At 61.6% G+C, this 25,602-nt stretch carries 28 protein-coding genes and 2 pseudogenes; 13 read left to right on the top strand and 17 right to left on the bottom strand.

Annotated elements, in window-relative coordinates:
* Window positions 1-210: 210 nt before the first annotated feature.
* From ACVWSC_RS03105 to ACVWSC_RS03095, 3 genes are read right to left on the bottom strand one after another with little or no spacing between them, the layout of a single operon-like run.
* Window positions 211-1,416, bottom strand: a complete 1,206-nt coding sequence (locus ACVWSC_RS03105) for an SGNH/GDSL hydrolase family protein (RefSeq protein ID WP_442111992.1) — start codon at window positions 1,414-1,416, stop codon at window positions 211-213.
* Complete coding sequence (locus tag ACVWSC_RS03100; protein ID WP_442111990.1) at window positions 1,416-2,522, bottom strand: SGNH/GDSL hydrolase family protein; 1,107 nt, start codon at window positions 2,520-2,522, stop codon at window positions 1,416-1,418. The genes ACVWSC_RS03105 and ACVWSC_RS03100 overlap by 1 nt, the downstream gene beginning before the upstream one ends.
* Window positions 2,509-3,912 carry an MBOAT family O-acyltransferase gene (locus ACVWSC_RS03095; protein WP_442111988.1) on the bottom strand — a complete coding sequence of 468 codons (1,404 nt, stop codon included), beginning with the start codon at window positions 3,910-3,912 and terminating at the stop codon, window positions 2,509-2,511. Before ACVWSC_RS03095 ends, ACVWSC_RS03100 begins: the two co-directional genes overlap by 14 nt.
* 243 nt (window positions 3,913-4,155) lie before the next feature.
* On the opposite strand from ACVWSC_RS03095, the gene ACVWSC_RS03090 reads away from it, so the two are divergent.
* From ACVWSC_RS03090 to ACVWSC_RS03075, 4 genes and pseudogenes are all read left to right on the top strand, one after another.
* Window positions 4,156-4,398 (top strand): exodeoxyribonuclease VII small subunit, encoded by a 243-nt coding sequence (locus ACVWSC_RS03090; protein ID WP_133210502.1) that lies wholly within the window; start codon window positions 4,156-4,158, stop codon window positions 4,396-4,398.
* Window positions 4,395-5,282, top strand: a complete 888-nt coding sequence (gene ispA / locus ACVWSC_RS03085; protein ID WP_442111986.1) for a (2E,6E)-farnesyl diphosphate synthase — start codon at window positions 4,395-4,397, stop codon at window positions 5,280-5,282. The genes ACVWSC_RS03090 and ispA overlap by 4 nt, the downstream gene beginning before the upstream one ends.
* A gap of 133 nt (window positions 5,283-5,415) precedes the next feature.
* Window positions 5,416-7,314, top strand: a complete 1,899-nt coding sequence (gene dxs, locus ACVWSC_RS03080) for a 1-deoxy-D-xylulose-5-phosphate synthase (protein ID WP_442111984.1) — start codon at window positions 5,416-5,418, stop codon at window positions 7,312-7,314.
* Window positions 7,315-7,407: 93 nt separating this feature from the next.
* Window positions 7,408-8,034 (top strand): annotated as a pseudogene (locus ACVWSC_RS03075) (TonB-dependent receptor); the annotation flags it as partial.
* Window positions 8,035-8,045: 11 nt separating this feature from the next.
* On the opposite strand, the gene ACVWSC_RS03070 reads toward ACVWSC_RS03075, so the two are convergent.
* Entirely contained in the window at window positions 8,046-9,008 is a 963-nt protein-coding gene (locus ACVWSC_RS03070) for an IS30-like element ISPsme1 family transposase (RefSeq protein ID WP_442107591.1), read from the bottom strand.
* Window positions 9,009-9,106: 98 nt separating this feature from the next.
* On the opposite strand from ACVWSC_RS03070, the pseudogene ACVWSC_RS03065 reads away from it, so the two are divergent.
* Window positions 9,107-10,324: pseudogene (locus ACVWSC_RS03065) on the top strand (TonB-dependent receptor domain-containing protein); the annotation flags it as partial.
* On the opposite strand, the gene ACVWSC_RS03060 reads toward ACVWSC_RS03065, so the two are convergent.
* The 12 genes from ACVWSC_RS03060 to nrdR all read right to left on the bottom strand — a co-directional run bounded on the left by ACVWSC_RS03060 (window position 10,302) and on the right by nrdR (window position 18,986).
* Window positions 10,302-11,111, bottom strand: a complete 810-nt coding sequence (locus tag ACVWSC_RS03060; RefSeq protein WP_442111982.1) for a cobalamin-binding protein — start codon at window positions 11,109-11,111, stop codon at window positions 10,302-10,304. The pseudogene ACVWSC_RS03065 and the gene ACVWSC_RS03060 overlap by 23 nt on opposite strands.
* Complete coding sequence (locus tag ACVWSC_RS03055) at window positions 11,111-11,530, bottom strand: MFS transporter (protein WP_442111980.1); 420 nt, start codon at window positions 11,528-11,530, stop codon at window positions 11,111-11,113. The genes ACVWSC_RS03060 and ACVWSC_RS03055 overlap by 1 nt, the downstream gene beginning before the upstream one ends.
* Window positions 11,527-12,144 (bottom strand): GTP cyclohydrolase II, encoded by a 618-nt coding sequence (ribA, locus tag ACVWSC_RS03050; RefSeq protein ID WP_442111978.1) that lies wholly within the window; start codon window positions 12,142-12,144, stop codon window positions 11,527-11,529. The genes ACVWSC_RS03055 and ribA overlap by 4 nt, the downstream gene beginning before the upstream one ends.
* A gap of 112 nt (window positions 12,145-12,256) precedes the next feature.
* Window positions 12,257-13,012: a substrate-binding periplasmic protein gene (locus ACVWSC_RS03045; RefSeq protein WP_442111976.1), complete on the bottom strand. Its 756-nt coding sequence runs from the start codon at window positions 13,010-13,012 to the stop codon at window positions 12,257-12,259.
* 12 nt (window positions 13,013-13,024) lie between these two features.
* Entirely contained in the window at window positions 13,025-13,528 is a 504-nt protein-coding gene (locus ACVWSC_RS03040) for a phosphatidylglycerophosphatase A family protein (protein WP_038606274.1), read from the bottom strand.
* The gene (gene thiL / locus ACVWSC_RS03035) at window positions 13,525-14,490 is read right to left on the bottom strand and encodes a thiamine-phosphate kinase (protein WP_442111974.1); all 966 of its coding nucleotides are present in this window, start codon (window positions 14,488-14,490) and stop codon (window positions 13,525-13,527) included. The genes ACVWSC_RS03040 and thiL overlap by 4 nt, the downstream gene beginning before the upstream one ends.
* Before the next feature lie 18 nt (window positions 14,491-14,508).
* Window positions 14,509-15,009, bottom strand: a complete 501-nt coding sequence (gene nusB / locus ACVWSC_RS03030) for a transcription antitermination factor NusB (protein WP_442111972.1) — start codon at window positions 15,007-15,009, stop codon at window positions 14,509-14,511.
* Window positions 15,006-15,482, bottom strand: coding sequence for a 6,7-dimethyl-8-ribityllumazine synthase (ribH, locus tag ACVWSC_RS03025; protein WP_442111970.1), 477 nt, complete (start codon window positions 15,480-15,482; stop codon window positions 15,006-15,008). The genes nusB and ribH overlap by 4 nt, the downstream gene beginning before the upstream one ends.
* 88 nt (window positions 15,483-15,570) lie before the next feature.
* Window positions 15,571-16,662, bottom strand: a complete 1,092-nt coding sequence (gene ribBA / locus ACVWSC_RS03020; RefSeq protein WP_442111968.1) for a bifunctional 3,4-dihydroxy-2-butanone-4-phosphate synthase/GTP cyclohydrolase II — start codon at window positions 16,660-16,662, stop codon at window positions 15,571-15,573.
* Window positions 16,663-16,680: 18 nt separating this feature from the next.
* Window positions 16,681-17,346 carry a riboflavin synthase gene (locus ACVWSC_RS03015; RefSeq protein ID WP_442111966.1) on the bottom strand — a complete coding sequence of 222 codons (666 nt, stop codon included), beginning with the start codon at window positions 17,344-17,346 and terminating at the stop codon, window positions 16,681-16,683.
* Window positions 17,347-17,388: 42 nt separating this feature from the next.
* On the bottom strand, window positions 17,389-18,519 hold the full coding sequence (gene ribD, locus ACVWSC_RS03010; protein ID WP_442111964.1) for a bifunctional diaminohydroxyphosphoribosylaminopyrimidine deaminase/5-amino-6-(5-phosphoribosylamino)uracil reductase RibD: 1,131 nt from the start codon (window positions 18,517-18,519) through the stop codon (window positions 17,389-17,391).
* A gap of 2 nt (window positions 18,520-18,521) precedes the next feature.
* Window positions 18,522-18,986, bottom strand: a complete 465-nt coding sequence (gene nrdR, locus ACVWSC_RS03005; RefSeq protein ID WP_442111962.1) for a transcriptional regulator NrdR — start codon at window positions 18,984-18,986, stop codon at window positions 18,522-18,524.
* A 107-nt stretch (window positions 18,987-19,093) separates the two neighbouring features.
* Between nrdR and ACVWSC_RS03000 the strand changes: the two genes are divergently transcribed.
* From ACVWSC_RS03000 to trxA, 3 genes are read left to right on the top strand one after another with little or no spacing between them, the layout of a single operon-like run.
* A complete protein-coding gene (locus ACVWSC_RS03000; protein ID WP_442111961.1) occupies window positions 19,094-19,540 on the top strand; it encodes a hypothetical protein in 447 nt (148 codons plus the stop codon).
* Window positions 19,540-20,199 (top strand): class I SAM-dependent methyltransferase, encoded by a 660-nt coding sequence (locus ACVWSC_RS02995; protein WP_442114246.1) that lies wholly within the window; start codon window positions 19,540-19,542, stop codon window positions 20,197-20,199. The genes ACVWSC_RS03000 and ACVWSC_RS02995 overlap by 1 nt, the downstream gene beginning before the upstream one ends.
* 31 nt (window positions 20,200-20,230) lie before the next feature.
* On the top strand, window positions 20,231-21,103 hold the full coding sequence (gene trxA / locus ACVWSC_RS02990; protein WP_442111959.1) for a thioredoxin: 873 nt from the start codon (window positions 20,231-20,233) through the stop codon (window positions 21,101-21,103).
* 75 nt (window positions 21,104-21,178) lie between these two features.
* Here trxA and ACVWSC_RS02985 read toward each other — a convergent pair whose 3' ends face one another.
* Window positions 21,179-21,526, bottom strand: coding sequence for a hypothetical protein (locus ACVWSC_RS02985; protein WP_442111957.1), 348 nt, complete (start codon window positions 21,524-21,526; stop codon window positions 21,179-21,181).
* A gap of 132 nt (window positions 21,527-21,658) precedes the next feature.
* Here ACVWSC_RS02985 and ACVWSC_RS02980 point away from each other — a divergent pair, with 132 nt between their 5' ends.
* From ACVWSC_RS02980 to ACVWSC_RS02960, 5 genes are all read left to right on the top strand, one after another.
* On the top strand, window positions 21,659-22,222 hold the full coding sequence (locus tag ACVWSC_RS02980) for a DUF2796 domain-containing protein (protein ID WP_442111955.1): 564 nt from the start codon (window positions 21,659-21,661) through the stop codon (window positions 22,220-22,222).
* 46 nt (window positions 22,223-22,268) lie between these two features.
* On the top strand, window positions 22,269-22,988 hold the full coding sequence (locus ACVWSC_RS02975; RefSeq protein WP_442111953.1) for an ABC transporter ATP-binding protein: 720 nt from the start codon (window positions 22,269-22,271) through the stop codon (window positions 22,986-22,988).
* Window positions 22,988-24,253 carry an ABC transporter permease gene (locus ACVWSC_RS02970; protein ID WP_442111951.1) on the top strand — a complete coding sequence of 422 codons (1,266 nt, stop codon included), beginning with the start codon at window positions 22,988-22,990 and terminating at the stop codon, window positions 24,251-24,253. The genes ACVWSC_RS02975 and ACVWSC_RS02970 overlap by 1 nt, the downstream gene beginning before the upstream one ends.
* 8 nt (window positions 24,254-24,261) lie before the next feature.
* The gene (locus tag ACVWSC_RS02965; RefSeq protein ID WP_442111949.1) at window positions 24,262-24,777 is read left to right on the top strand and encodes a DUF3299 domain-containing protein; all 516 of its coding nucleotides are present in this window, start codon (window positions 24,262-24,264) and stop codon (window positions 24,775-24,777) included.
* A 109-nt stretch (window positions 24,778-24,886) separates the two neighbouring features.
* Entirely contained in the window at window positions 24,887-25,570 is a 684-nt protein-coding gene (locus tag ACVWSC_RS02960; protein WP_442111947.1) for an OmpW/AlkL family protein, read from the top strand.
* Window positions 25,571-25,602: the final 32 nt, after the last annotated feature.

Below are 25,602 nucleotides of genomic sequence, written 5' to 3'. Positions count from 1 at the left end.
ACATGCGTTCGAGAAATTTTACAGTACAGCAGACAGCAACTAAGGTGTATTTCAGAGGAGCGAATCGCGGCTGGCATGACGCCAACCGACACGTGCTGAGCAGGTGCCTGTGGGCATCTGGATTTGCCTCTTTTTGAGGGCCGGGTAGACAACTCCACGGGGCGCCGCAAGCCAACCCGGAGTTGTCCCCGCCTCTCCTTTTCCCCGCCCTTACTTCAATTTCAGCTGGGTACGCAGATAGTCGTACAGCCCTGCCGCACTCTTGCGATAGCCATCGGCGCTCAGGTGCACCAGATCGCCGCGCGCCAGGCCTTGCGCCTGCCAGGCGACAATCGAGCACGGCCCGCCCATATAGGCTTGCCAGTCCCAGAACAGGGCGTTGGCTTGCCTGGCGGTGTCACGCTGGATGCGCACGATGGCCGCCAACTGCTGCGGCTGGCGCGCCGCGCAACTGTGCGCCTTGCGCTGTTTGATCGAGTCAGGCGGGCCAACCAGCAACAGCACCGTACGCGGCAGGTTGCGGCGCAGCTGCTCAAGGGTTTGCTGAAGTTGAGCCTGGTACAGGTTCAGGTCCAGGGTGTCATCGAAGGCTTCATTGGTGCCGTAGGCGAGGATCACCAGATCCGGGCGCAGCGATTTCAGCGTGGTGTCCCAACCGGGCTGCCATTTGTTCTGCACGTCCAGCCGTGCGCCATTGATACCCAGGGCCGAGTAGATGACACCGGCATTTTTCTGCCCTTGCAGGTACCAGCCACCCAGCACCGTACCGGGACGGCTGTCGAGGGTCAGGTCCAACGGCAGGCCGACGTTGTTGACCACCGGGCCGAAACGCCATTGCCCGGCAGTGGCCGCCAGCAGTCGGCGGTTCTGGCCACGGCCATCACTGAGCAGCAGCGAGGTGCTCTCGCGTGCCTGGTACAACGCCGACACCCGGTAACGCTGGGCGCTCGGTTCGCGGGCTTCGATGCGCACGCTGGGCTTTGCCGCCAACGGCACCGAAAGGTAGCCGCCCAGCGGGAACTGGCTGCTTTGCTGGTTGCGCGCCGACACCAGTTCCCACTGGCGCTTGGCAGTTTTCAGAATGACCTGCTCATAGCGCGTGCCCGGCACTGGCGTGGCCGCCACCAGGCCGATGCCGCCATCACCATACTGCGCTTGCAGCAAGCGGCGCATCTCGCCACTGAACAGATCGGCAGCGGTGTGGGAATCGCCGAACTGAACGATGGTCACCGGCGCACGGTTGGCGGCCTTGAACTTGCCCGCCAATATCGCCAGGTTGCCATCGCTCTGGTTTACCTGTGGCCTGGCCGCAGTGGTGACCGGTTTGCCTGCGCTATTGACTGCCGCCACCGGGCTACAGCCCGGCAACAGCAGGATCACTAGGGCGAGCCCGAGCATGTTGTGCAATTGACGCATCAGTGTCCCGTTACAGTGAGGCCCGGGAAGGCGATCATCGACAGTATCTGTTCGGCAATCAGCTTCTGCCCGGTAATGGTGAAATGGATGCCGTCATCGACCCGGGTCTTGACCCGCTTACCCTGGCTGTTCTGCAAGGTGTAGGAGAAGGTGTCGTCCTTGTAACCTAGCACCGGGTTGGCCGAGAGGTAGTGTTGCTGATACAGACCGACCTGCTCCTGGTACAAGCCGCTGAGGTAGGCCATGGCACTGGACAACCGCGGTTTCTGCATATTCGGTGGCCCGACCCAGATCACCTGCACCTGATGTTCACGCGCCTGTTCGAGAATGGCGTCGATACGCTGGCGGTAGGCGCTTTCCCAGTCTGGCGACTTGAAGCGCAGGAACGGCTTGCCCTTACCCTGAGGCATATCCCAGGGATCGTTGGGGCCAAGGAAAATCACCATCAGGCGAATGTTGGGCGAACTGTCCAGGGTGCGGGCCACGGTTTGCGGCCAGTTGAAAAAGCCTGGGTAGGCCAGCCCGGTGCTCTGCCGGCTGAGGTTGACGCTCTTGATCTGGTAGCGTTTGCGCAGGCTGTTGGACAGGTGCGGTGCTACGCCTTGCATCAACGAATCCCCCACCAGGAACACTTCGTCGCCTGCTGCGAGAGAGACTACCGTGGCGGCTGGAACAGAAGGCGGGGCAACGGCGGCAGGCTTGCTGACCACCGCCATTGGCGCCGCCGCTACTTTGGCAACTGGCGGCTTGCTCACGACAGCAGGCGGCGCAGGAGGCGTATCGAGCAGCACCGGCACCACTGGAATCGGCGCTGGCAACTCGACGGTTTCAACTTGAGCGACTGCCGTGCCGCTTTGGCTCAGGCTGTCGACAAAGCTGTCGCGGGCCGCACCCAAGGCCTGCGTCAGGTTAGCGCCCAGGCGCCAGGCCGGGCTTTGACCGAGTACCGGCAACTCGCAGCTCTGATGGTATTTCTGCTGGCAGTAGAGACTGATCGAGTCCTGGTTCAACCAGAACAGCAGCACCGTGGTCAGCACAATGCCGTAGAGCGCCTTGGCCGCGCCCAGGTGCGCACGCAACAGTTGAGCCGAGTTAGAAGCTGGCATAGATGAACCCCGGCACGCCTGACTGCGAAGCAAAAATCACCAACGATACAAACACCCCGAGCGGAACCGGATAGAACTGCCAGGGCAAGCGGGTACTGGCGGCAAACAATGGCCGCAACAAGGCCAGCAGTTGTGGATACAGCGCAACATAGGCCACGCAAGCGAGCAGCAGCAGGCCAGTAGCCGAGAACAGCCCGCTCAGGCTCAAGCTGCCGATGCCGGCGAGCATGTCCATGGCGTCATCCAGGTTGGCGCTGCGAAAGAAAATCCAGGCAAAGGCCACGTAATGGAAGGTCAGCAAGCGCGCTGCCAACCCGGCGCCCGGCCAGCGCATCGGCTGCGGCAGTACATAGGTAGAAGCCTTGTACAGGGCCAGGCCAACACCATGCAGTGCGCCCCAGATAATGAAGTTCACGCTCGCGCCATGCCACAGCCCGGAAATCAGCATGGCCAGCAGCATGTTCAGGTTGCCGCGCCAAACGCCGCGGCGGTTACCGCCTAGCGGGATGTACACGTAGTCACGAATGAACAACGACAGGCTGATGTGCCAACGCGCCCAGAATTCCTTGAGATTGCGCGCGGCATACGGTGCGTTGAAGTTGTCGGGCAAGCGAAAGCCCAGCAACAGCGCAATCCCGGTAACCAGGTTGGTGTAGCCACTGAAGTTGAAATAGATCAGGAAGCTGTAGCCATAGACGCTCAGCAGCACCTGCTCGGGCGAAAAAGCGCCCGGGGTCTCGAACACCGGGTCAACCCATTCGCTGGCCAGCCAGGCACTGCAGAAAAACAGCTTTACCACCGCCAGGGCAATCAGCCCCAGCGCCCGCTGCGGCTCCAGCACCTGACGCAGGCGCTGCGGGCGAATCTGCGCCAGCATGTGCTCGGCACGATTGACCGGGCCGGCAATCAGGCTAGGGAAGAATGCCAGGTACAGCGCCAAATCCAGCGGGGTTGCCGAGGTCATCTGGCGGCGATTGATCGACACCAGGTAACTGACCGAGTGAAAGGCGTAGAACGACAGCCCGATTGGCGCCAGCACTTCCAGCACCGGCAGCGACACATCGAAACCGGCACTGGCCAGCGCGCCCTGCAGGCTGCCGACAAAGAATTCCTGATACTTGAACAGGTAGAAACACCCCAGCACCAGCAGCAACACCAGCAGATAACTGAAGCGTCGCCCGGGGTAGCGTTCGCCTAACAGGCCGAGCAGGTACACCAGCACGGTGTAGCCCAGCAGAACGTACAGGGAGTTGAGGCTGAAACTGGCCACCAGCGCGTAACTAGCCGCCAGCAACAACACGTTCTGCAGGCGAACGCTCCAGCACAAACTCCAGTAAATGACGAAAAACAGAATGAAGCTGAGGCCAAACTCGATCGAAAGGAAGCTCACAACGTAGTCCATTACGTGACGTCAGAGAAAAAGGCTGCACCTGCGCGAAGGGCGCGAGATAAAGCGGTCGCGATTATGTCAGAGAGCTGCAAGCCCTCACAACGCGAGCCATGCAGGAAAATCAAGGCTTAGCCATCGGCGTTTATGCAACAGAATGCGACGAAAGATCCGACCTATCGATTTGCTCCCCCCGCCCCGCTCTGCTAGTGTCGCGCCGTTTATACTGCCACCGAGACAGCCGCCATGGCCCGAAAAAAAGCCACTATTGATTTCGAGCAATCCCTCGCCGACCTGCAAGCTTTGGTCGAGCGCCTGGAGAACGGTGAGCTGTCACTGGAAGACTCGCTGGCCGCCTTTGAACAAGGCATCAGCCTGACCCGCGACTGCCAGAGCGCACTGGTTCAGGCCGAACAGAAGGTTCAGGTGCTGCTGGAGCGCGATGGCGAACTGAAGGCCGAACCTTTCGACGCGGAATCGGCAGAATGATTGCCCAGTACCAAGCCAGCTCTCAGGCTCGGGTCGATGCCGCCCTTGAGCAGTTGTTCATTGCGCCTTCGGCGGAGTTGACCCGCCTCTACGCCGCCATGCGCTACAGCGTGATGAACGGTGGCAAGCGCGTACGCCCGCTGCTGGCCTATGCCGCTTGCGAAGCCTTGGGCGTTGCCCCTGAGCAAGCCAATGGCGCCGCCTGCGCTGTCGAGTTGATCCATGCCTATTCGCTGGTACACGACGACCTGCCGGCCATGGACGATGACGACCTGCGCCGCGGTCAGCCAACCACGCACAAAGCCTTTGACGAAGCCTGCGCCATTCTTGCCGGTGACGGCTTGCAGAGCCTGGCCTTCAACGCCCTGCTCGACCCACAGCTGAGCCCTCAGGCCGACAGCATCCGCCTGGCCATGGTCCAGACCCTGGCCCTGGCGGCCGGTCCGGCCGGTATGGTCGGCGGTCAGGCCATCGACCTCGGTTCGGTGGGGGTCAAGCTGGATCAGACTGCGCTTGAGTTCATGCACCGGCACAAAACCGGTGCACTGATTGAAGCCAGCGTGCGCCTCGGCGCCCTGGCCAGCGCCCGCGCCAGCCAGGCGCAGCTCGATGCCCTGCAAACCTACGCGCAGGCCATTGGCCTGGCCTTCCAGGTGCAAGACGACATTCTCGATGTCGAAAGCGATACTGAAACCCTGGGCAAACGCCAGGGCGCCGATATCGCTCGCGACAAGCCAACCTACCCAGCCCTGCTCGGGCTGGAGGCCGCCAAGGTCTATGCTTTGGAATTGCGCGATCAGGCCCTGGACGCCCTGCGGCCATTCGACGCAGCGGCCGAACCGTTGCGCGAACTGGCTCGCTATATCGTCGAACGCCGTAATTAAACGCTGATCGTTTCGCGGGACAAACCCGCTCCTGTGAGAGCGGCCTTGCCCCGCGAAGCGATCAGCGCAAACGGGCAGCCATTACCGCAATAAGGTAAACTGCCGCCACTTCATATCTATAACGATTCGCCTGATGCCCACGACGTTTCAAGAGATCCCCCGCGAACGCCCGGTCACGCCGCTGCTCGACCGTGCCGATACGCCTGCCGGCCTGCGTCGGCTGGCTGAAGCCGACCTGGAGAACCTGGCTGACGAACTGCGCCAGGAGCTGCTCTATACCGTTGGTCAGACCGGCGGGCATTTCGGTGCCGGCCTGGGCGTTATCGAATTGACGATTGCCCTGCACTACGTTTTCGACACCCCGGACGACCGGCTGGTGTGGGACGTCGGTCACCAGGCCTATCCGCACAAGATCCTCACCGGCCGCCGCCAGCGCATGCACACCCTGCGTCAGAAGGACGGCCTTGCTGCCTTCCCGCGCCGTGCCGAGAGCGAGTACGACACCTTTGGCGTTGGCCACTCCAGCACCTCGATCAGTGCCGCCCTGGGCATGGCAATTGCCGCCCGCCTGCAGAACGATCCGCGCAAATCCATCGCGGTAATCGGTGACGGCGCGCTGACCGCCGGCATGGCTTTCGAAGCGTTGAACCACGCTCAGGAAGTGGATGCCGACATGCTGGTGATCCTCAACGACAACGACATGTCGATTTCGCGCAATGTCGGCGGCTTGTCCAATTACCTGGCCAAGATCCTCTCCAGCCGCACCTATTCGAGCATGCGCGAAGGCAGCAAGAAGGTGCTCTCGCGTCTGCCTGGCGCCTGGGAAATCGCCCGTCGTACCGAAGAGTACGCCAAGGGCATGCTGGTACCCGGCACCCTGTTCGAAGAACTGGGCTGGAACTACATCGGCCCAATCGACGGTCACGACCTGCCGACCCTGGTCACCACTTTGCGCAACATGCGCGACCTAAAGGGGCCGCAGTTCCTGCACGTGGTCACCAAGAAGGGTAAAGGCTTCGCACCGGCTGAAGTCGACCCGATTGGCTACCATGCGATTACCAAGCTCGAACCTGTCGATGCCCCGGTTGCCGCGCCGAAAAAGGCTGGCGGTCCGAAGTATTCGGCGGTGTTCGGCCAGTGGCTGTGTGACATGGCTGCGGCTGACGAGCGCCTGGTCGGCATCACCCCGGCGATGAAAGAAGGCTCCGACCTGGTGGCCTTCAGCGAACGCTACCCAGCGCGCTACTTCGACGTAGCCATCGCTGAACAGCACGCGGTTACCCTGGCGGCGGGCATGGCCTGCGAAGGCGCCAAGCCGGTGGTGGCGATCTACTCGACGTTCCTGCAGCGCGCCTACGATCAACTGATCCACGACGTTGCCGTGCAGAACCTCGATGTGCTGTTCGCCATCGACCGTGCTGGCCTGGTTGGCGAAGACGGCCCGACCCACGCCGGCAGTTTTGACCTGTCGTTCTTGCGCTGCATCCCCGGCATGCTGGTGATGACCCCAAGCGACGAGAACGAACTGCGCAAGATGCTCAGCACCGGCCACCTCTACAACGGCCCGGCGGCGGTCCGCTACCCACGCGGCAGCGGCCCGAACGCGACCATCGACAACGACCTCGCACCGCTGGAAATCGGCAAGGGTGTGGTGCGCCGCCAGGGCAGCAAAGTCGCCCTGCTGGTGTTCGGTGTACAGCTGACAGAAGCACTGAAGGTTGCTGAAAACCTGGATGCCACTGTGGTGGATATGCGCTTCGTCAAACCCCTGGATGAAGCCTTGGTGCGCGACATGGCGGCAAGCCACGAGCTGCTGGTGACCATCGAAGAGAACGCCATCATGGGCGGTGCCGGTGCTGCGGTCAGCGAGTTCCTCGCCCGCGAAGCCGTGCTCAAGCCGGTGCTGCACCTGGGCCTGCCAGATGTCTATGTCGAGCACGCCAAGCCTGCGCAAATGCTGGCTGAGTGCGGGCTGGATGCTAGCGGTATTGAAGCCTCGGTGCGTCAGCGCATGCAATTGCTTGGTCTTTGAGACTTCTATCGCGGGGCAAGCCCGCTCCTACAGGTAGGTTGATTAACCCTTCTGTGGGAGCGGGCTTGCCCCGCGATAACACCGGATACACCCATGCGACGCCTGACTCCACTCCTGTTCTGCCTGCCCACCACGCTGCTCGCCGCCCCCATCGACCGTGACAGCGCCCTGAAGCTACCCGACACCCTGATCAGCGCCAACCGCCAGGTTGAAGACCGCACGCAATCCACTGCCGCCAACAGCGTATTCACCCGCGACGACATCGACCGCCTGCAGCCATCCAGCGTCACCGACCTGCTGACCCGTGTGCCCGGGGTTCAGGTAGCGCGTACTGGCGGTCGCGGCAGCCTGCCGGGAATTTTCATTCGCGGTACCAAATCCGCACAAAGCCTGGTGCTGGTCGATGGCGTACGTATTGCCAACACCTCGTCCGGTGACAGTGGCCTGCAGTTTCTCAACATCGATCAAATCGAGCGTGTCGAGGTGCTGCGTGGTTCGCGCTCGGCCATTTATGGCAGCGATGCGATTGGTGGGGTCATCCAGATTTTTACCCGCCGTGCCAATAAGCCAGGGTTGCAGCCAAGACTGCACCTGGGCGCAGGCAGCAACCAGACCTGGCAGCGTGATGTTGGCCTTTCCGGCGGTAATGAGCAGACTCGATTCAACCTCGCAGCCGGATTGGAAGAAAGCGCTGGCATCAATGCGACCCGTGAGTCTTTTCCTGCCTGAATTCAACACATAAGTGCAACGCTCGCCCCTGCATAAACTTCGTACGGCGTCTTCCAGCCCAGGCGTTTTCGCGGGCGTAAATTGATCTTCGTTACCACGCGACTGACCGCCTCGACGGTCAGCTTGCTGAAGTCGCCGCCCTTGGGAAAATACTGCCGGAGCAGGCCGTTGGTATTTTCATTAGTGCCTCGCTGCCAGGATGAATAGGGTTCTGCAAAAAAGACTTGGCACTGGCTCCGATGCGCAATGCGTTCATGCCCGGCAAACTCCTTCCCGTTATCCAGCGTCAGCGTGTGAACAGCATGCCCCTTGAGCAACAGATTGATCGCCCGCGTTACCTGCCGGCGCGTCCTGCGCTTGACCGGATAGGCGCTCAGGTAGCCGCTTTTACGATCAACCAGCGTGACCAGATTGCCGCCTACGCCATGCACCGTGTCACCCTCCCAATCACCTAGACGCTCGCGGGCTTCGACCTCAGCAGGGCGCTCGGTTATCGATACGCGATTACGCAACTGTCCGCGCCGGTCGTGGCTTCCGTAGCGTTTTCGGTACAGCTTCCTGCGGTGCCGCAAATACTTGTATAACTCGCCACCTGCGTGTTTGTCGGTGGCGATAAACCGATAAATCCACTCGTGACTGACCGCGCGCTCCGGCTGCTCTTGCTTCAGGCGCTGAGCAATCTGCTCCGGGCTCATACCGTGTTTTAGCCAGAGCGGCAGATAATGGCTGAACCACGTTAATGGCTTGCAGTGCTTGCGCGCCTGCGCTCGACGGGCATCACTTTCATGGGTCGCAGCAACCGCTTTGTAGGTCTTCTGGGAGCTGTTGCGGCGAACCTCACGACTGATCGTCGAGGGATGTACGCCAACCTGTTTCGCGATGCTTGCCTGGCTTTTTCCGGCGCTCAGACCGGCCTCAATCTGGTAACGTTGGCCCTGAGTCAGCTGCCGGTAATGCGTAGTCATCTGCGCTTGAATCCTTCGGTGTGAGAGCCTGGATTCTACCGGTGGCTGACTCTCTGCCTATCGTTTCAAACGTTGCACTTATTCTATGAATTCAGGCTGCCAACAACGATCACGACGCCTACCGCAATAAAAGCTTCAGCCTGAACCTCAGCCATGTCGCCAGCGACGCGCTGGAAGTGGGCGTCAACCTCCTCGACAACCGGGGGCGCAGCGAATACGACAACCTGTTTGGCGATGGCAGCCAGCCTTATACCGACTTCACTGTCAGCAGTGTCGGCACCTATGCCGACGCGCAGCTCAGCGAGGCCTGGCATTCGCGCCTGGAGCTGGGCCATAGCGAAAACCGCGACACCAAGCGCGACTCGCTGCAACCGGGCAGTAGCGAGTTCAATACCTACCGTGATGCGATCAACTGGCAGAACGACTTCAGCCTCGATGAGCGCAACAACCTGATTGTCGGTGGCGATTGGTATCAGGACCGTCTGCACACCAGCAGCTCGCTGACCGAAGACAGCCGCTGGAACCGTGCAGCCTTTGTCCAGCATCGCTACAAAGGCGAAAGCTTCTCTACCGAAGTGGGCGTACGCCGCGACCAGAACCAGCAGTTCGGTAGCCAGAACAGTTGGAGCGCAAGCCTGACCCTGCCGGTTAACCCGAATAACGATGTGCTGCTGTCTTACAGCGAAGGTTTCCGCGCACCCACCTTCAACGACCTCTACTACCCGGACTTCAGCAACCCTGACCTCAAGCCCGAGCGCTCCAAGAGTTACGAACTGCAGTGGCGTAGCCAGCTTACTGACAGCACGCGCCTGGAAGCCTCGCTGTATCGCACAGACCTGCACAACGCGATTGTCTACGACAGCAACTACATTCCGCAGAACATCGGCTCGGCGAGGATCAACGGTTTCGAGGCCAGCCTGCAGCAGCAATGGTTTGGTTGGCAAAGCAGCCTTGGGCTGTCGCTGATCGATCCACGTGACCGCGAGTCCGGGCACACCCTTGAGCGCCGCGCACGGCGCACGTTAAGCCTGGACCTGGACCGCCAGTTCGATCGCCTTGGCCTGGGTGCCAGCTGGCAGGCGGTCAGCAGCAGCTATGCCGACGCCGACAATACCCGCACGCTGAGTGGCTATGGTTTGTTTGGATTGCGCAGCAGCTGGAACCTCAGCAACGAGATTCGCCTGGAATTGAAGGCCGAGAACCTGCTGGATAAAACCTATAGCCGTGCGCAGTACAGCTACGTGAGCGGTTTTGCAGATTACCGCGAAGAAGGCCGCACCTGGTTGCTGGGGGTTACCTGGACACCGGCGCTGTAGCCGCAAGCGCCTGACATAACTGCGCCGTTGCTGCGATCATCTGCCCGCTGGGGCGCTCCAGGCCCTTATCGGGCACCTGCAACAGGCGCCCGTTGCGCACCGCATCCACCTGCGGCCAGGCCTTCCAGGCATCGAGCTGGGCCTGATTAGCGGCCAGAATCACCTGAGGGTCGCGCAACAACACCGATTCCAGACTGACCTGTGGCGCAGGCACCTTCAGTTCGGCAAACACATTACGCGCGCCACACACCGCCAGCGCATCGCTGACAATCTGCTCGGCGCCAATGGTGTACAGGGGCCTGTCCCAAACCTGATAGAACGCCCGCAGCGGCTGCTCACGGTGGAAGCGTACGCGTAACGCCTGCAACTGCTCGCGCAGCTGACGTGCTCGCTCGCGCCCTTGCTGCGCGCGCCCCAGTTGCACCGCAATGGCCTCAATCTGATCGATCAATTCATCGAGGCTGTGCGGTTCGGCGCTGTAAACAGGAATGCCCAGGCGCTTGAGCTGATCACGTTGCGCAGCCGGCACGCTGCCTGGCCACACCAGCAAAAGATCAGGTTTGAGGCTGAGCAGGCGCTCCATATCAATCTGACCATAGCGCCCGACCGCAGGCACATGCTCCAGGGCAGGCAGGCGCTCACCGCCTTCCAACTGGCCGACCAGCAGATCAGCCGCCTGCAGTTCAACGACGATTTCCGACAAAGATGGCGCCAGGCTGACCACTCGCGTGGCCGCCGTGAGCGGAGCGGCCAGTATCAGCAATACCAGCAGCAAAACGCCGCGCATCAGCCCAGCTGACGCGGGATACGATAGAGGTACATCAGCACCAGGCTGGACACCGCCAGAAGGATTTGCGGCACCGCTTCCAGGCCAACAAACACCGACAGGGCCGAGATCCACGCCGGCAGGCAGGCGAACAGCATACCCAGGCGGCGAACGCGCGCCAGTTCAATCCAGGCGGCCGGTTCTGCGTCAGTGTTCAGGGCTTTTTGCGTGGCAATCAGTGCATGCTTGTAAGCGCCAAAGCGCGGCAGGCTGAGAAACATCGAGGCCACACCGGCGATGAACATCGGCATGGCCAGGACTGGAATCAGGGCCTGACCGCCACCGAAGGCCCAGGCAAACACCAGCAGCGGCGCCAGGGCCACCGCCAGGTACTGCCACCAGGCAAGCTCAAGACGACGACGAACCTGCGCGCGGGTCACGCCCGGCCGGCCTCGCCTTGGTGCTCATTGCCCATCATGTGGCCGAGCTTGCCAGCCTTGGTGGCCAGGTAGTGTTTGTTATGCGGGTTGTGACCGGTATGCAGCGGTACCCGCTCAGCAACCGGAATACCCATGCCGGTCAGGGCCTTCACTTTGCGCGGGTTGTTGGTCATCAATCGCAGCGACTTGACCCCCAGGTGCTCAAGCATCGGCTGGCACATGCCGTAGTCACGCTGGTCGGCGGCAAAGCCCAGGCGCTCGTTGGCCTCGACGGTGTCGGCGCCGCCATCTTGCAACTCGTAGGCGCGAATCTTGTTCAACAGGCCGATGCCACGGCCTTCCTGGCGCAGGTACAGCAATACACCGCGACCTTCGCGGGCGATGGCCTGCAAGGCAGCCTCAAGCTGGGAACCACAGTCACAGCGCTGGCTGAACAACGCATCACCAGTCAGGCACTCGGAATGCAAACGCCCCAGCACCGGTTGCCCGTCAGCTACATCACCCAGGCTGAGCACAACGTGCTCGCGGCCAGTGGCTTCATCGAGAAAACCATGCATGGTGAAAATCGCAAACGGGGTAGGCAGCTTGGAAGCGGCAACAAAGACGACGGGCACTTTGTGCTCCTGAATTGAAAGCTTGGAAATAAAGTGGACCGATTGTATCAGCATGTGGGCGAGCTGCTTAGGTCGAATGTTTGCTCATATCCATCGATATGTACGATTCGACCTACTCCGGACCCTTCACTTTGTCGAACGGATACGGTTGCGACCAATGGCTGAAGATCGCCCGCAGCTCGCCGTTGGCGACCAGTTTTTCCATGCGCTGATCGAACAACGCCTGCAATGCGCGGCCGTTATCGTTTTTACCGAAAGCCAGATACAGCGGTAATTCAGCGATGTGCGTACTGCGGAATTTGCTGCGTTCGCTCTCTGGCGCCTGATCCAGTACGTACTCGACCTCGGTTTGCGCATCGATATAGAAATCGACACGTCCGCGCTCGAGCATCGGCAAAATCCCTTCACGCCGCTGTACTTCGCGATAGTCGCTGATTTTCGGCAAATAGCGCTGGTAGTCGTAACCACGCACCCAGGAAAGCTTGAACTGACCCAGGTTTTCCGGGGTTGGCAGCGGTTTGCTGGCCAGGCTCAGGGCGTAGATGTGGTCGGTATCGAAGTTCCAGCGCGGGTACAGGTTGTCGGGGCTCTCTTCGTGGTAAGAACCCACCCAGGCGTCGGCTTCACCCCGTTTGACCAGGCCGATAGCCCGGCTGTAGGGGACGCTGAACACCACGACCTTGACGCCGGCGGGCTCGAAAACCTTGCGCAGAATGTCCCAGGCGATGCCGGTGCCGTCGGCGTTGGTGTAATCCTCCCAACGCTCACTGGCCAATCGAACCTGCTTGGGTACCTCGGGTGTCTCGTTGGCGCTAACGCCGCTGGCGGCCAGCACCAGGCTCAACAGGACCACTCGCCATCCACGCATCGTGCGACTCCCTTAAGTGACACTCCATACCAGCACTTGCATGCCCAACCAAGCAAAGACACCCGCCAGCACATCGTCAAGCATGATGCCGACGCCGCCATGCACATGCCGGTCAACCCAGCGAATCGGCCAGGGCTTGAGGATGTCAAAAAAGCGGAACATCAAAAAGCCCGCCAGCAACCACTGCCAGCCTTCGGGGACCAACCACAAGGTGATCCACATGCCGACCATTTCGTCCCAGACAATGCCTTCATGGTCGTGCACACGCAAGTCATCGGCAACCTTGCCGCACAGCCAGAAGCCGAACAGCATGGTCAGCCCCAGCATTAACCAATATCCCCAATCGGGCAACATTTGCCACAACGGGATGAACGGCAAGGCGACCAGCGAGCCCCAGGTTCCCGGCGCCTTGGGCAAGGTGCCGGAGCCGAAGCCGAATGCAAGAAAGTGCCACGGATTGCGCCAGACCGACGGCGGAACGTTTTCCGCAGGCACCTGATTGGGGTGATCGGTCACGGTTGCTCCCTAAAATGTTGATAGCCCCGGGTTTGCGGGGTGATGTCTTGCCCTTGACCATCGAGCAGATAAACACCGCTGCCGCTGCCGACACGCCCTACCACATGGATTGGCCAGCCGGCGGCCTGCAGGGGCGCCAGTTGCGCCTCTGGCAAGGTGAAAGCCAGGACATAGTCGTCGCCACCGGCCAGCGCAGCCTGCTGGGCACCTTCAGGCCCACAGAACGCCTGTAACGCAGCAGACAGCGGCAAGCGCTCGAGCTCGACCTGCAGCGACACCTGTGATGCCTTGGCAATATGCCCGCAGTCGGCCAGCAAGCCATCGGAGATATCCAGCGCCGAGGTGGCTTTGCCACGCAAGGCCTGCCCCAATGCCAGTTGCGGCTGCGGCGACCAGTAATGGGCAAGCAGCGGCCCGGCGACGGCCGGATCGGCCTGGCGCTGGCCGAGCACCAACGGCAAGGCGCCCGCGGCATTGCCCAGCTCGCCACCTACACACAACAGGTCGCCAGCACGTGCGCCGGTACGCGTCAGGGCCTGGCCAGCCGGCACGCGGCCGAACACGGTCATCGTCAGGCTCAGCGGGCCGCGGGTAGTGTCACCACCGATCAGGCTCAAGCGGCACGCCTGCGCCATCTGGTTCAGGCCCAGGGCATAAGCTTGCAGCCATTCGGCGTTCACATCGGGTAGGGTCAGGGCCAGGGTAAAGCCGATGGGGGTGGCCCCCATGGCAGCCAGATCACTGGCGGCAACAGCCAGCGAACGCTGACCGAGCAGAAAAGGATCGCAGACAGCCGGGAAATGCACCCCGGCCACCAGCGTATCGGTGGAGATCGCCAATTGTTCGCCCGGCGGCAGGCTGAGCAAGGCGCAATCATCGCCGATGCCCAACGCAACCGCTTCGCCGCCTTGCGCACACGGCGCGGCGGCGAAGTAATGGCGAATCAGCTCGAACTCACCCATTGGCAATCAGCGCCGAAATCAGCGCTTGAACGCCTTTACTTCGGCTTCACGCAGCCGTGGAGCCAGTTTGTCGAGCACACCGTTGACGAATTTATGACCGTCGGTAGCACCGAAAACTTTGGCCAGCTCGACGCCTTCGTTGATCACAACGCGGTAAGGCACGTCGACGCGCTTGATGAACTCCCAGGTGGACAGGCGCAACACCGCCAGTTCAACCGGATCGAGTTCTTCAAGGGCCAGGTCCAGGCACGGGGCCAGGGCCTTGTCGATTTCCTGCACCATCACCGGAACCCCATGGAGGATTTCGCGGAAATAGGCACCGTCGACATCGGTGAAATCGTTATCGACCCGGAACTGCGCTTCGATCTCGTTCAGCGACTGCCGAGCCATGTGCCATTGATACAGGGCCTGAGTCGCGAGCTGACGGGCTTCACGACGCTTGGCGCTCTTCGATGGCTTGCCAGCATCCGCAGGTTTTGGATCGCGCGGGTTGAAACGATCGTGCTCGTCGCTAATCACTTGGCCTCCAACTGCGCCAGCAGGCTGACCATTTCCAGAGCGGACAGGGCAGCTTCAGCGCCCTTGTTGCCGGCCTTGGTGCCGGAACGCTCAATGGCCTGTTCGATCGAGTCGACAGTCAGGACACCGAATGCAACCGGTACGCCGAACTCCATGGACACCTGGGCCAGGCCCTTGGTGCACTCGCCCGCTACGTATTCAAAGTGCGGAGTACCGCCACGGATCACAGCGCCCAGGGCGATGATCGCAGCGTATTCGCTTTGCTGGGCGACTTTCTGTGCCACCAGCGGGATTTCGAAAGCACCCGGAGCACGGATGACAGTGATGTCGCTTTCGCTCACGCCATGGCGCACCAGGGCATCAACGGCACCGCTTACCAGGCTTTCGACAACGAAGCTGTTAAAGCGGCCAACCACCAAAGCATAGCGACCTTTGGGGGCAATGAAGGTACCTTCGATGGTCTTCAGGGTCATTGCGCAGTTCTCATCTTAAAGAGCCAGGCCGCAAAGGGCGGCCTGTAGGGGTTTGGGACACGAATGGCAGCGCGACAAACCGCCTGCTTTATTCGGAGGGCACGTATTCTACAACTTCCAGATCGAATCCGGATATCGCATTGAACTTCATTGGCGAACTCATCAGGCGCATTTTGCGCACACCGAGGTCGCGCAGAATCTGCGAACCGGCACCGACGGTGCTGTAGGTGGTCGGGGTTTTCGCCGGGGCGGCGTCGGCGCTTTCGCGGATATGCGCGAGCAACACATCGCCTTCCAGCGGGTGACCGAGCAGCAGCACGACGCCGCTGCCAGCCTCGGCAACCGCAGCCATAGCGGCGCGCAGGCTCCAGCGGCCTGGTTGCTTGACCATCAGCAGGTCGCGCAGCGGGTCCATGTTGTGCACGCGAACCAGGGTCGGTTCTTCAGCGCAGATGTGACCCAGGGTCAGGGCCATGTGCACGTCACCTTCGACCGAGTCGCGGTAGGTAACGAGGTTGAAACTGCCCAGTTCGCTGTCCAGCGGCTGCTCGGAAACCCGCTGAACGGTACGTTCATGGATCATCCGGTAGTGGATCAGGTCGGCGATGGTGCCGATCTTGATGCCATGCTCGGCGGCAAATGCTTCCAGCTCAGGGCGACGCGACATGGTGCCGTCGTCGTTCATCACTTCGCAGATAACCCCGCTTGGCTCGAAGCCAGCCATGCGCGCCAGGTCGCACGCCGCTTCGGTGTGGCCGGCACGGGCCAGGGTACCGCCGGGCTGGGCCATCAGCGGGAAGATGTGGCCCGGGCTGACGATATCTTCAGCCTTGGCATCACGGGCGGCTGCAGCCTGCACCGTGCGTGCACGGTCAGCGGCGGAGATGCCGGTGGTCACGCCTTCGGCGGCTTCGATCGAGACGGTGAACTTGGTACCGAAACCTGAACCGTTGCGCGGCGCCATCAGTGGCAGCTTGAGTGTTTCGCAACGCTCGCGCGACATCGGCATGCAGATCAGACCACGGGCGTGCTTGGCCATGAAGTTGATGTGTTCAGCCTTGCAGCATTCGGCGGCCATGATCAGGTCGCCTTCGTTCTCGCGGTCTTCGTCATCCATGAGGATGACCATTTTGCCCTGGCGGATGTCTTCAACCAGTTCTTCGATGCTGTTGAGCGCCACGCGGCACCCCCTTTCAAATCAGGATTTCAGGTAGCCGTTGGCGGCCAGGAAACTTTCGGTAATGCCACCGCCATTGCTGGACTCGGCGGCTTTGTCACCCAGCAGCAAACGCTCCAGGTAACGGGCCAGCAGGTCGACCTCAAGGTTGACCCGACGACCTGGACGGTAGTCGGCCATGATGGTTTCGGCCAGGGTATGCGGGACGATGGTCAGCTCGAACTCGGCGCCATCGACAACGTTCACTGTCAGGCTGGTGCCATCAACCGTGATCGAGCCCTTGTGGGCAATGTACTTGGCCAGCTCTTTTGGCGCACGGATGCGGAACTGGATAGCGCGGGCGTTATCGCTGCGCGACACCACTTCACCAACGCCGTCAACGTGGCCGCTGACCAGGTGACCACCCAGGCGGGTGGTGGGGGTCAAGGCCTTTTCCAGGTTGACCCGGCTGCCGCTCTTGAGGTCGTCAAATGCGGTGCACTCCAGGGTTTCACGGCTGACGTCGGCCCAGAAGCCGTCGCCTGGCAGTTCGACTGCGGTCAGGCAAACACCGTTGACGGCGATGCTGTCACCCAGTTTGACGTCGCCCAAATCGAGCTTGCCGGTTGCGACATACACCCGCACGTCGCCGCCTTTTGGGGTCAGCGAGCGGATGCTGCCTATGGATTCGATGATGCCGGTGAACATGAGTCCTCCTCGAGAACAGGGCTGCGCAGGGCTAGCCTGGAATTATACGCCGGGCGCCGGCACAGGAACCGCAGTGACTCGCCAGTCATCGCCTACTGCGCGCATTTCAGTAATTTTCAGCTGTGCCGCCTCGTTCATGTGATTCAACGGCCAGTCCAGCAACGGACGGGCGCTGGAGCCGAGGAACTTGGCAGCAACAAAAATCTGGTATTCGTCGATCAGGCCATGCTGGGCAAAAGCGCCGACCAGGCCGGCACCCGCCTCCAGCAGCACTTCGCTGACACCACGGGCCGCCAGCTCGCGCAGCAACGCCGGAAGGTCGACCCGCCCGCCTTCGCCCGGCAAACTGATCAGTTCATGACCGGCCTCGGCATAGCGTGCTTCGACAGCAGCGGCAGTCACCACCAGCGCCGGGCCGGCAGTGAAGAACGGTGCATCCAGCGGCAGGCGCAGGCGGCCGTCGATCAGCACGCGCAACGGCGGACGCGCCAGGGCCAGCGCGGTGGTTTCCGGGTCCAGGCCCAGCTCCTGGCCGCGCACGGTCATCCGCGCGTTATCAGCCAGCACGCTTTGTGCACTGGTCAGCACCACGCTGGAACGTGCTCGCAGGCGCTGCACCGCGGAGCGTGCGGCCGGCCCGGTGATCCATTGGCTCTCACCATTGGCCATGGCCGTACGGCCATCCAGGCTCATTGCCAGCTTCGCCCGCACAAAAGGCAAGCCGAACTCCATGCGCTTGAGAAAACCCGGGTTGAGTGCCCGCGCTTCGCTTTCCAGCACGCCACTGGCGACCTCGATACCCGCCTCGGCCAGGCGCTTGAGGCCCTGCCCGGCAACTTGCGGATTGGGGTCTTGCATGGCTGCCACTACCCGCGCCACACCGGCCTTGACCAACGCCTCGGCACACGGCGGAGTACGTCCGTGATGGCTGCAAGGCTCAAGGGTGACATAGGCACAGGCGCCACGGGCCAGCTCGCCAGCCTGACGCAAGGCGTGTACTTCGGCATGCGGCTCGCCTGCACGGACATGCCAGCCTTCGCCCACCACCTTGCCGTCGCGAACGATCACACAGCCGACACGCGGATTCGGATGGGTCGAATACAGACCCTTACGGGCCAGTTCCAAAGCCCGGGCCATGTAATGGGCATCAAGCATCGCGCGTTCGTTGGTCATGGTCATTCTTTAGCCGGCTCTCGGGCCAGACGGTCGATTTCTTCGCGGAACTCGTTGAGGTCCTGAAAGCGTCGGTACACCGAAGCGAAACGGATATAGGCGACTTCATCGAGCTTCTGCAGCTCGTTCATCACCAGCTCTCCTACCACCAGCGACTTGACCTCACGCTCACCCGTGGCGCGCAACTGGTGCTTGATGTGGGCCAGGGCCGCTTCCAGTCGCTCGACGCTGACCGGTCGCTTTTCCAGGGCGCGCTGCATACCGGCGCGCAGTTTTTCTTCGTCGAAGGGTTGGCGGCTGCCGTCTTGCTTGATCAGACGGGGCAGCACCAGCTCGGCGGTTTCGAAGGTGGTGAACCGCTCACCGCAGGCTACGCATTCGCGCCGACGGCGCACTTGCTCGCCCTCGGCAACCAGTCGCGAGTCGATGACTTTGGTGTCGTTGGCACCGCAGAAGGGACAGTGCATGGTGGCAGGCAACAAAAAAAGGGAGGGCCATGGTAGCGCATCCCACTGGCAAGACAAGCCAAAGGGGTTACCATCCACTGAGGAAATATGTCGCGAAGGAATTCCCCATGCCATTTCGAGCGCTTGTTGTGCTCAGTTTTGCCGCCTTGCTGGCCGCCTGTAGCAGCGATCAACCCCAGACTGCCCCGGCGCCAAAAGCCCCGGTTGCCAGCAAAACCGCGAAGCCGCTCGGCCCTTTGCCGGCCTACCAACGTGAATTGAGCGGCACCTTGCTCAATGTGCCATCAGGTGCTGAAGTCGAACTGGCCTTGCTGGTTATCGATGAACGCGGCCGCCCGCAAAACCTGCTGGCCAGCAGTACCCTCAGTGGCAATGGCCTGGACTTGCCCTATCAGCTGCGCTTCAGCCCCGAGGCCTTCCCGGCCGGTGCCCGGGTCGAGTTGCGTGGACGGGCCAGCCAGTCCGGGCAACTGATCCTGCACCTGCCGCCAGTACGGATTTTCCAGGCGCAAACCCAGGCCACCGGCCCGCTGCGATTTGAAAAGGCGCCATGATGGCACCGGCGTCGTTACAACAGGCCTTGGGTGAACTGCTCGGCGATGCTCGCCTGGTGGTCAGCGACTTGCCTGAGTGCGCGCTCAAGCTGTGGCTGATCGATGCGCAGAACATGGACCGCGAATTCAGCGCCGATGAAACCCGGCGCATCCTCCATGAACCGCCCTACTGGAGCTTTTGCTGGGCCAGCGGTTTGGCCATGGCTCGCTACCTGGAGCAGCACCCGCACTGGGTAGCAGGTAAGCGCGTGCTGGACTTTGGCGCAGGTTCGGGCATCGCAGGCATCGCTGCTGCCCGCGCTGGCGCTCTGGAAGTGGTTGCTTGCGACCTTGATCCTTTGGCTCTGCAGGCCTGCCGGGCAAATGCCGAACTCAACGGCGTGGAGCTGAGCTATTCCGATGACTTCTTCCAGGAAGCCGACCGCTTCGACCTGATTCTGGTGGCCGATGTGCTGTATGACCGCGCCAACCTGCCACTGCTCGACGCCTTCCTCAGCCGCGGCCAGCAAGCCCTGGTGGCCGACTCACGGGTGCGCGATTTCAGCCACCCGCTGTACCAACCGATGGGCGTGCTTGAAGCCCTGACCCTGCCTGACCTGGCCGAACCCCACGAATTCCGCCGGGTCAGCCTGTACCACGCCAGCCGCCAGCCTTTATAGTGATGTCATTCACGGATTTTCGAGAGTCGCGATGAGCCCTGCTACCCCGTACATTTTCGACGCCACTGCTGCTGACTTCGACCAGTCGGTGATTCAGAACTCCTTCCACAAGCCCGTCCTCGTCGACTTCTGGGCCGAGTGGTGTGCCCCCTGCAAGGCACTGATGCCACTGCTCGCGCAAATCACCGAGAGCTATCAGGGTGAATTGCTGCTGGCCAAGGTGAACTGCGATATCGAGCAAGACATCGTCGCCCGTTTCGGCATTCGCAGCCTGCCCACCGTGGTGTTGTTCAAAGACGGCCAGCCGGTCGATGGTTTTGCCGGGGCTCAGCCTGAGTCGGCGATCCGCGCGCTGCTCGAACCGCATGTGCAAATGCCGCCACCGTCAGCTGCCGACCCGTTCGAACTGGCCCAGACGGCGTTTGCCGAAGGGCGCTTCAGCGAAGCCGAAGCAACCCTCAAAGCCCTGCTGACTGAAGACAACAGCAACGCTGCTGCATTGATTCTGTATGCCCGTTGCCTGGCCGAACGGGGTGAACTGGGCGAGGCACAAACCGTACTGGATGCAGTCAAGAGCGATGAGCATAAAGCCGCCCTGGCCGGTGCCAAGGCGCAACTGACCTTCCTGCGTCAGGCGGCCAGCCTGCCGGAAGTCGCTGACCTCAAAGCGCGCTTGGCGCAAAACAGCGAGGACGATGAGGCTGCCTATCAGCTGTGCATTCAGCAGCTGTCGCGCCAGCAGTACGAAGCGGCGTTGGATGGCATGCTCAAACTGTTCATGCGCAATCGTGGCTACGAAGGCGGGTTGCCGCACAAGACGCTGCTGCAAGTGTTCGATCTGCTGGGCAATGACCATCCACTGGTAGGAACGTACCGCCGCAAGCTGTTTGCCGCGCTGTACTGACGGTAGGAGCGGGCTTGCCCCGCGATTGCGGTGTACCCGTCACATCGCATCGCGGGGCAAGCCCGCTCCTACACGCTAGCCGATCCAGTGATAAAGCGGTGCATCCGCGCCGCTTTCCACCTTGACCTCGGCACTGTGACGCAAGCGCACCAACAGGCGCTTACCTGCTGCCGTACTGCCCGCCAGCGCTTCCAGATGCTCCAGCAACGCAGGACCACTCAACTGTCCCGCTGTGCGCAGAACGTCTCGTGCTGCTTGCCACAGCGCGTCATCGGGCCGAGCGCTCGGTAACGAGGCCACTGCCGCCGCCGTCGCAACCGGCGCCACTGCCGTCAGTTGCCCTCCCAACTGCGCCCACTCCGCCGGGTCCAGTTCCAGGGTCAGATCCACCGGCCAGTCACCGATATGTCCACGAATTCGCACGGTCGTATCCTCTGCTCACTAACGGGCTCCATGCTCCCACGCCAACGCCCCGTCGCCAAGCACGCTAGCCTGCGCAGAATAATTTGTTATAACATAACCAAACATATTCCGTGCCCTCGTGAAGTCTTGCCCATGCGTCGCCTGTTACTCGCCTTGCCGTTCGCCTTGTTGCCCCTGGCCATCGCTCATGCCCACGAGGACCACGATCACGACCATAGTCACGGCAGCCTCGCCGCCCATGAGCATGGCGTGGCTCAACTCAACGCCGTGCTCGATGGCAAGACACTGGAACTGGAGCTGGACAGCCCGGCGATGAACCTGGTCGGCTTCGAGCACGCCGCCAGCAGCGACGCCGACAAAGCCAAGGTAGCCGCCGTACGCAGCCAGCTTGAAAAACCTCTGGCACTGTTCGCCCTGCCCGCGTCGGCCCACTGCGAAGTGAGCGACCAGGAACTGCACAGCCCGCTGTTCGGCGACAAACCGGCGGCAGATGAAGACGGCCACACCCACGAGCACAGCGACATCCATGCGCACTACCGATTCAATTGCGAGAAGCCTGATCAGCTCAAAACGCTCGACCTGACCCCACTGTTCAAAGCCTTCCCCGCCACGCAGAAAATTCAGCTACAACTGATCGGGCCGAGCGGCCAGCAAGGTGTCGAAGCGACCCCGGCCACGGCCACCCTCACTTTCTGATAGCCCTTTTGCAGCGAAACGCCCGGGGTAACCCGGGCGTTCATTTATGAGCCAGGCACTGATTGAACTGACCGACCTGGGCTTTGCCTGGCCGGGCCAAGCCCCTCTGCTGGATATCCCCGCCTTGCGCCTTGAGGCCGGTGAATCACTGTTCCTCAAAGGCCCCAGTGGCAGTGGCAAAACCACCCTGCTCGGCCTGCTTGGCGGTGTACACACGCCTGAGCGCGGCAGCATTCGCTTGCTTGGCCAAGACCTGAGCACGCTGAAAATGGCCGCCCGAGACCGCTTTCGGGTTGACCACACCGGCTACATTTTCCAGCAATTCAATTTGCTGCCGTTCCTTTCGGTACGGGAAAACGTCGAATTGCCTTGCCGCTTTTCCCGCAGCCGCGCACAGCGTGCTGCGCAGCGCCACGGCAGCATCGATCAGGCGGCTGCCAGCCTGCTGGCCCACCTGGGTTTGAAAGACCCCACCTTGCTCGCCCGGCGCGCCGACAGCCTGTCGATCGGCCAACAACAACGGGTAGCGGCGGCCCGCGCGCTGATCGGCCAACCCGAGCTGGTGATTGCAGACGAACCCACTTCGGCGCTCGACGCCGATACCCGTGAAGCCTTCATTCGCCTGCTGTTCGCCGAATGCCGTGACGCCGGTTCAAGCCTGTTGTTCGTCAGCCACGACCAGAGCCTGGCAGCCCTGTTCGACCGCCAGCTATCCCTGGCCGAACTCAACCGCGCGGCCCAGCCTGCCAACGATCTGGAGGCCTGATGTACCTGCTCCGTCTTGCCTTGGCGAGCCTCGCCAACCGCCGTTTCACCGCATTGCTCACGGCCTTTGCCATCGCCCTGTCGGTATGCCTGCTGCTGGCCGTGGAGCGTGTGCGCACCGAGGCCCGCGCCAGCTTTGCCAGCACCATCAGCGGCACCGATCTGATCGTCGGCGCCCGCTCCGGCTCGGTGAACCTGCTGCTGTACTCGGTGTTTCGCATCGGCAATGCCACCAACAACATCCGCTGGGACAGCTACGAGCACTTCGCCAACGACAAGCGGGTGAAATGGGCAATCCCCATTTCCCTCGGCGACTCGCATCGCGGCTATCGCGTGATGGGCACCACCAGCAGCTACTTCGAGCACTACCAGTACGCACGCAAACAGAACCTGCAACTGGCCGAAGGCCGGGCATTTGCCACAGACCCGTTCGAGGTGGTGCTGGGTGCCGAAGTTGCCCAGGCCCTGCACTACAAACTTGGCGACAAGCTGGTGCTGGCCCACGGCGTGGCAGCTATCAGCCTGGTCAAGCATGACGACAAACCGTTCACTGTGGTCGGGGTGCTACAACGCACCGGCACGCCGGTAGACCGCACCCTGCACATCAGCCTGGGCGGCATGGAGGCGATCCACATCGACTGGCACAACGGCGTACCAGCCCGCGGCGCCGGGCGCATCAGTGCCGAACAAGCGCGTGAGATGGACCTCAAGCCCGCCGCCATTACCGCCTTCATGTTGGGCCTGAACAACAAGATTTCGACCTTCAGCCTGCAACGTGAGATCAACGAGTACCGCAACGAGCCGCTACTGGCGATTCTGCCCGGGGTCGCGCTGCAGGAACTCTGGAGCTTGATGAGCACGGCCGAGCAAGCCTTGTTTGTTGTCTCTCTGTTTGTTGTGCTGACCGGCCTGATCGGTATGCTCACCGCCATCCTCACCAGCCTCAACGAGCGGCGCCGGGAGATGGCGATCCTGCGCTCGGTGGGCGCGCGCCCCTGGCACATTGCCGGGCTGCTGGTGCTTGAAGCGCTGGCGCTGGCGCTGGTCGGGATTGCCGCTGGCCTGGGCTTGCTGTACATCGGTATTGCCCTGGCGCAGGGCTATGTGCAAGCCAACTATGGGCTGTACCTGCCGCTGGCCTGGCCGAGCGCCCACGAATGGAACTTGCTGGCACTGATTCTGGGCGCCGCCCTGCTGATGGGCAGTGTGCCCGCCTGGCGCGCTTATCGGCAGTCGTTGGCCGACGGCCTGTCCATTCACCTGTGAGACATTCAATGCCACGTGTTCTGCTGTCGTTATTGTTGCTGGTAACCACGCCGTTGTGGGCCAGCGAACCCCGCACACTGGAGTGGCCGCAGTTGATCCCAGCGGGCGCGCCGATCATCCAGCCGCAGCTGGCGCCGATGCACGATCTCTCGCAACTGGGCGATGCCCTGGCCGCAGAATCTGCACCGGCGGCCCGCCAGTCGGCGCCAAACGCCCCGGTGGTAAAAGCGCTCGATGGCCAACAGGTAAAGTTGCCGGGCTATATCGTGCCGCTGGAAGTCAGCGAAGAAGGTCGCACCACCGAATTTTTGCTGGTGCCCTATTACGGCGCCTGCATCCACGTGCCGCCACCGCCGTCGAACCAGATCGTGCATATCGTCAGCGAGATGGGCGTCAGGGTCGAAGACCTCTATCAGCCGTACTGGATCGAGGGGCGGATGCAGGTAAAAAACACCAGCAGTGAGCTGGCCGATGCCGGTTATCAGATGGACGCCGAGAAAATCTACGCTTACGAACTAGAATAAATGCCCCATGCCGAGGCTTCAGCGGTTTTCTTGAGCTGGGTCAAATTGCAAAACTGGTGGCTCTTTACCATTGGACGTACTTAATTCTAAACGTCCTTTGGGAGCTTCCATGAACAAGTCCTTGCTCAGCGCCTCGCTCATTACCTTGGCGCTCGCAGCCCCTGTTGCCCATGCACACCAGGCAGGCGACATTATCCTGCGTGCTGGCGCGATCACTACCGCTCCCAATGAAGACAGCGGTGAAATCAAACTCGATGGCAGCAAAGCCTCGGGCACCAAGGCCACTCTGGACAGCGACACCCAACTCGGTCTGACGTTCGCCTACATGCTGACCGACCACATCGGCCTGGAACTGCTGGCAGCCACCCCATTCCAACACACCGTTGGCGTCAAGGGCCTGGGTGCGGGCCTGGACGGCAAACTCGGCGACATCAAACAACTGCCACCGACCCTGTCGCTGCAGTACTACCCGATGGAGCCTACTTCGAAGTTCCAGCCGTACGCCGGTATCGGTCTGAACTACACCATGTTCTTTGACGAAGACCTGAGCAGCAACCGTAAGGCACAAGGCTTCAGCAACCTGAAACTCAAAGATTCGTGGGGTCTGGCTGGTCAGCTGGGTATGGACTACATGATCACCGACCACTTCCTGGTCAACGCCGCAGTCTGGTACGTCGATATCGACACCAAGGCCACCATGGACGGCCCAAGCGCCCTGGGGATTGGCAAGACCAAGGTCGACGTCGATGTCGATCCATGGGTTTACATGGTCGGTGTAGGTTACAAGTTCTGATCTGAGGGTTCAGGTCGATCGCGGGGCAAGCC

The organism is Pseudomonas sp. NUPR-002 (assembly GCF_056322725.1).
This window is presented reverse-complemented; position numbering and strand designations above follow the sequence as displayed.

What these genes read in the sequence shown, in the direction of transcription:
- ACVWSC_RS03105 (WP_442111992.1), bottom strand. Translation starts at nt 1,416, where the DNA reads ATGCGTCAATTGCACAACATGCTCGGGCTCGCCCTAGTGATCCTGCTG.
- ACVWSC_RS03100 (WP_442111990.1), bottom strand. Translation starts at nt 2,522, where the DNA reads ATGCCAGCTTCTAACTCGGCTCAACTGTTGCGTGCGCACCTGGGCGCG.
- ACVWSC_RS03090 (WP_133210502.1), top strand. Translation starts at nt 4,156, where the DNA reads ATGGCCCGAAAAAAAGCCACTATTGATTTCGAGCAATCCCTCGCCGAC.
- ispA (WP_442111986.1), top strand. Translation starts at nt 4,395, where the DNA reads ATGATTGCCCAGTACCAAGCCAGCTCTCAGGCTCGGGTCGATGCCGCC.
- dxs (WP_442111984.1), top strand. Translation starts at nt 5,416, where the DNA reads ATGCCCACGACGTTTCAAGAGATCCCCCGCGAACGCCCGGTCACGCCG.
- ACVWSC_RS03070 (WP_442107591.1), bottom strand. Translation starts at nt 9,008, where the DNA reads ATGACTACGCATTACCGGCAGCTGACTCAGGGCCAACGTTACCAGATT.
- ACVWSC_RS03060 (WP_442111982.1), bottom strand. Translation starts at nt 11,111, where the DNA reads ATGCGCGGCGTTTTGCTGCTGGTATTGCTGATACTGGCCGCTCCGCTC.
- ACVWSC_RS03045 (WP_442111976.1), bottom strand. Translation starts at nt 13,012, where the DNA reads ATGCGTGGATGGCGAGTGGTCCTGTTGAGCCTGGTGCTGGCCGCCAGC.
- thiL (WP_442111974.1), bottom strand. Translation starts at nt 14,490, where the DNA reads ATGGGTGAGTTCGAGCTGATTCGCCATTACTTCGCCGCCGCGCCGTGT.
- ribH (WP_442111970.1), bottom strand. Translation starts at nt 15,482, where the DNA reads ATGACCCTGAAGACCATCGAAGGTACCTTCATTGCCCCCAAAGGTCGC.
- ACVWSC_RS03015 (WP_442111966.1), bottom strand. Translation starts at nt 17,346, where the DNA reads ATGTTCACCGGCATCATCGAATCCATAGGCAGCATCCGCTCGCTGACC.
- ribD (WP_442111964.1), bottom strand. Translation starts at nt 18,519, where the DNA reads ATGACCAACGAACGCGCGATGCTTGATGCCCATTACATGGCCCGGGCT.
- nrdR (WP_442111962.1), bottom strand. Translation starts at nt 18,986, where the DNA reads ATGCACTGTCCCTTCTGCGGTGCCAACGACACCAAAGTCATCGACTCG.
- ACVWSC_RS03000 (WP_442111961.1), top strand. Translation starts at nt 19,094, where the DNA reads ATGCCATTTCGAGCGCTTGTTGTGCTCAGTTTTGCCGCCTTGCTGGCC.
- ACVWSC_RS02995 (WP_442114246.1), top strand. Translation starts at nt 19,540, where the DNA reads ATGGCACCGGCGTCGTTACAACAGGCCTTGGGTGAACTGCTCGGCGAT.
- trxA (WP_442111959.1), top strand. Translation starts at nt 20,231, where the DNA reads ATGAGCCCTGCTACCCCGTACATTTTCGACGCCACTGCTGCTGACTTC.
- ACVWSC_RS02980 (WP_442111955.1), top strand. Translation starts at nt 21,659, where the DNA reads ATGCGTCGCCTGTTACTCGCCTTGCCGTTCGCCTTGTTGCCCCTGGCC.
- ACVWSC_RS02975 (WP_442111953.1), top strand. Translation starts at nt 22,269, where the DNA reads ATGAGCCAGGCACTGATTGAACTGACCGACCTGGGCTTTGCCTGGCCG.
- ACVWSC_RS02970 (WP_442111951.1), top strand. Translation starts at nt 22,988, where the DNA reads ATGTACCTGCTCCGTCTTGCCTTGGCGAGCCTCGCCAACCGCCGTTTC.
- ACVWSC_RS02965 (WP_442111949.1), top strand. Translation starts at nt 24,262, where the DNA reads ATGCCACGTGTTCTGCTGTCGTTATTGTTGCTGGTAACCACGCCGTTG.
- ACVWSC_RS02960 (WP_442111947.1), top strand. Translation starts at nt 24,887, where the DNA reads ATGAACAAGTCCTTGCTCAGCGCCTCGCTCATTACCTTGGCGCTCGCA.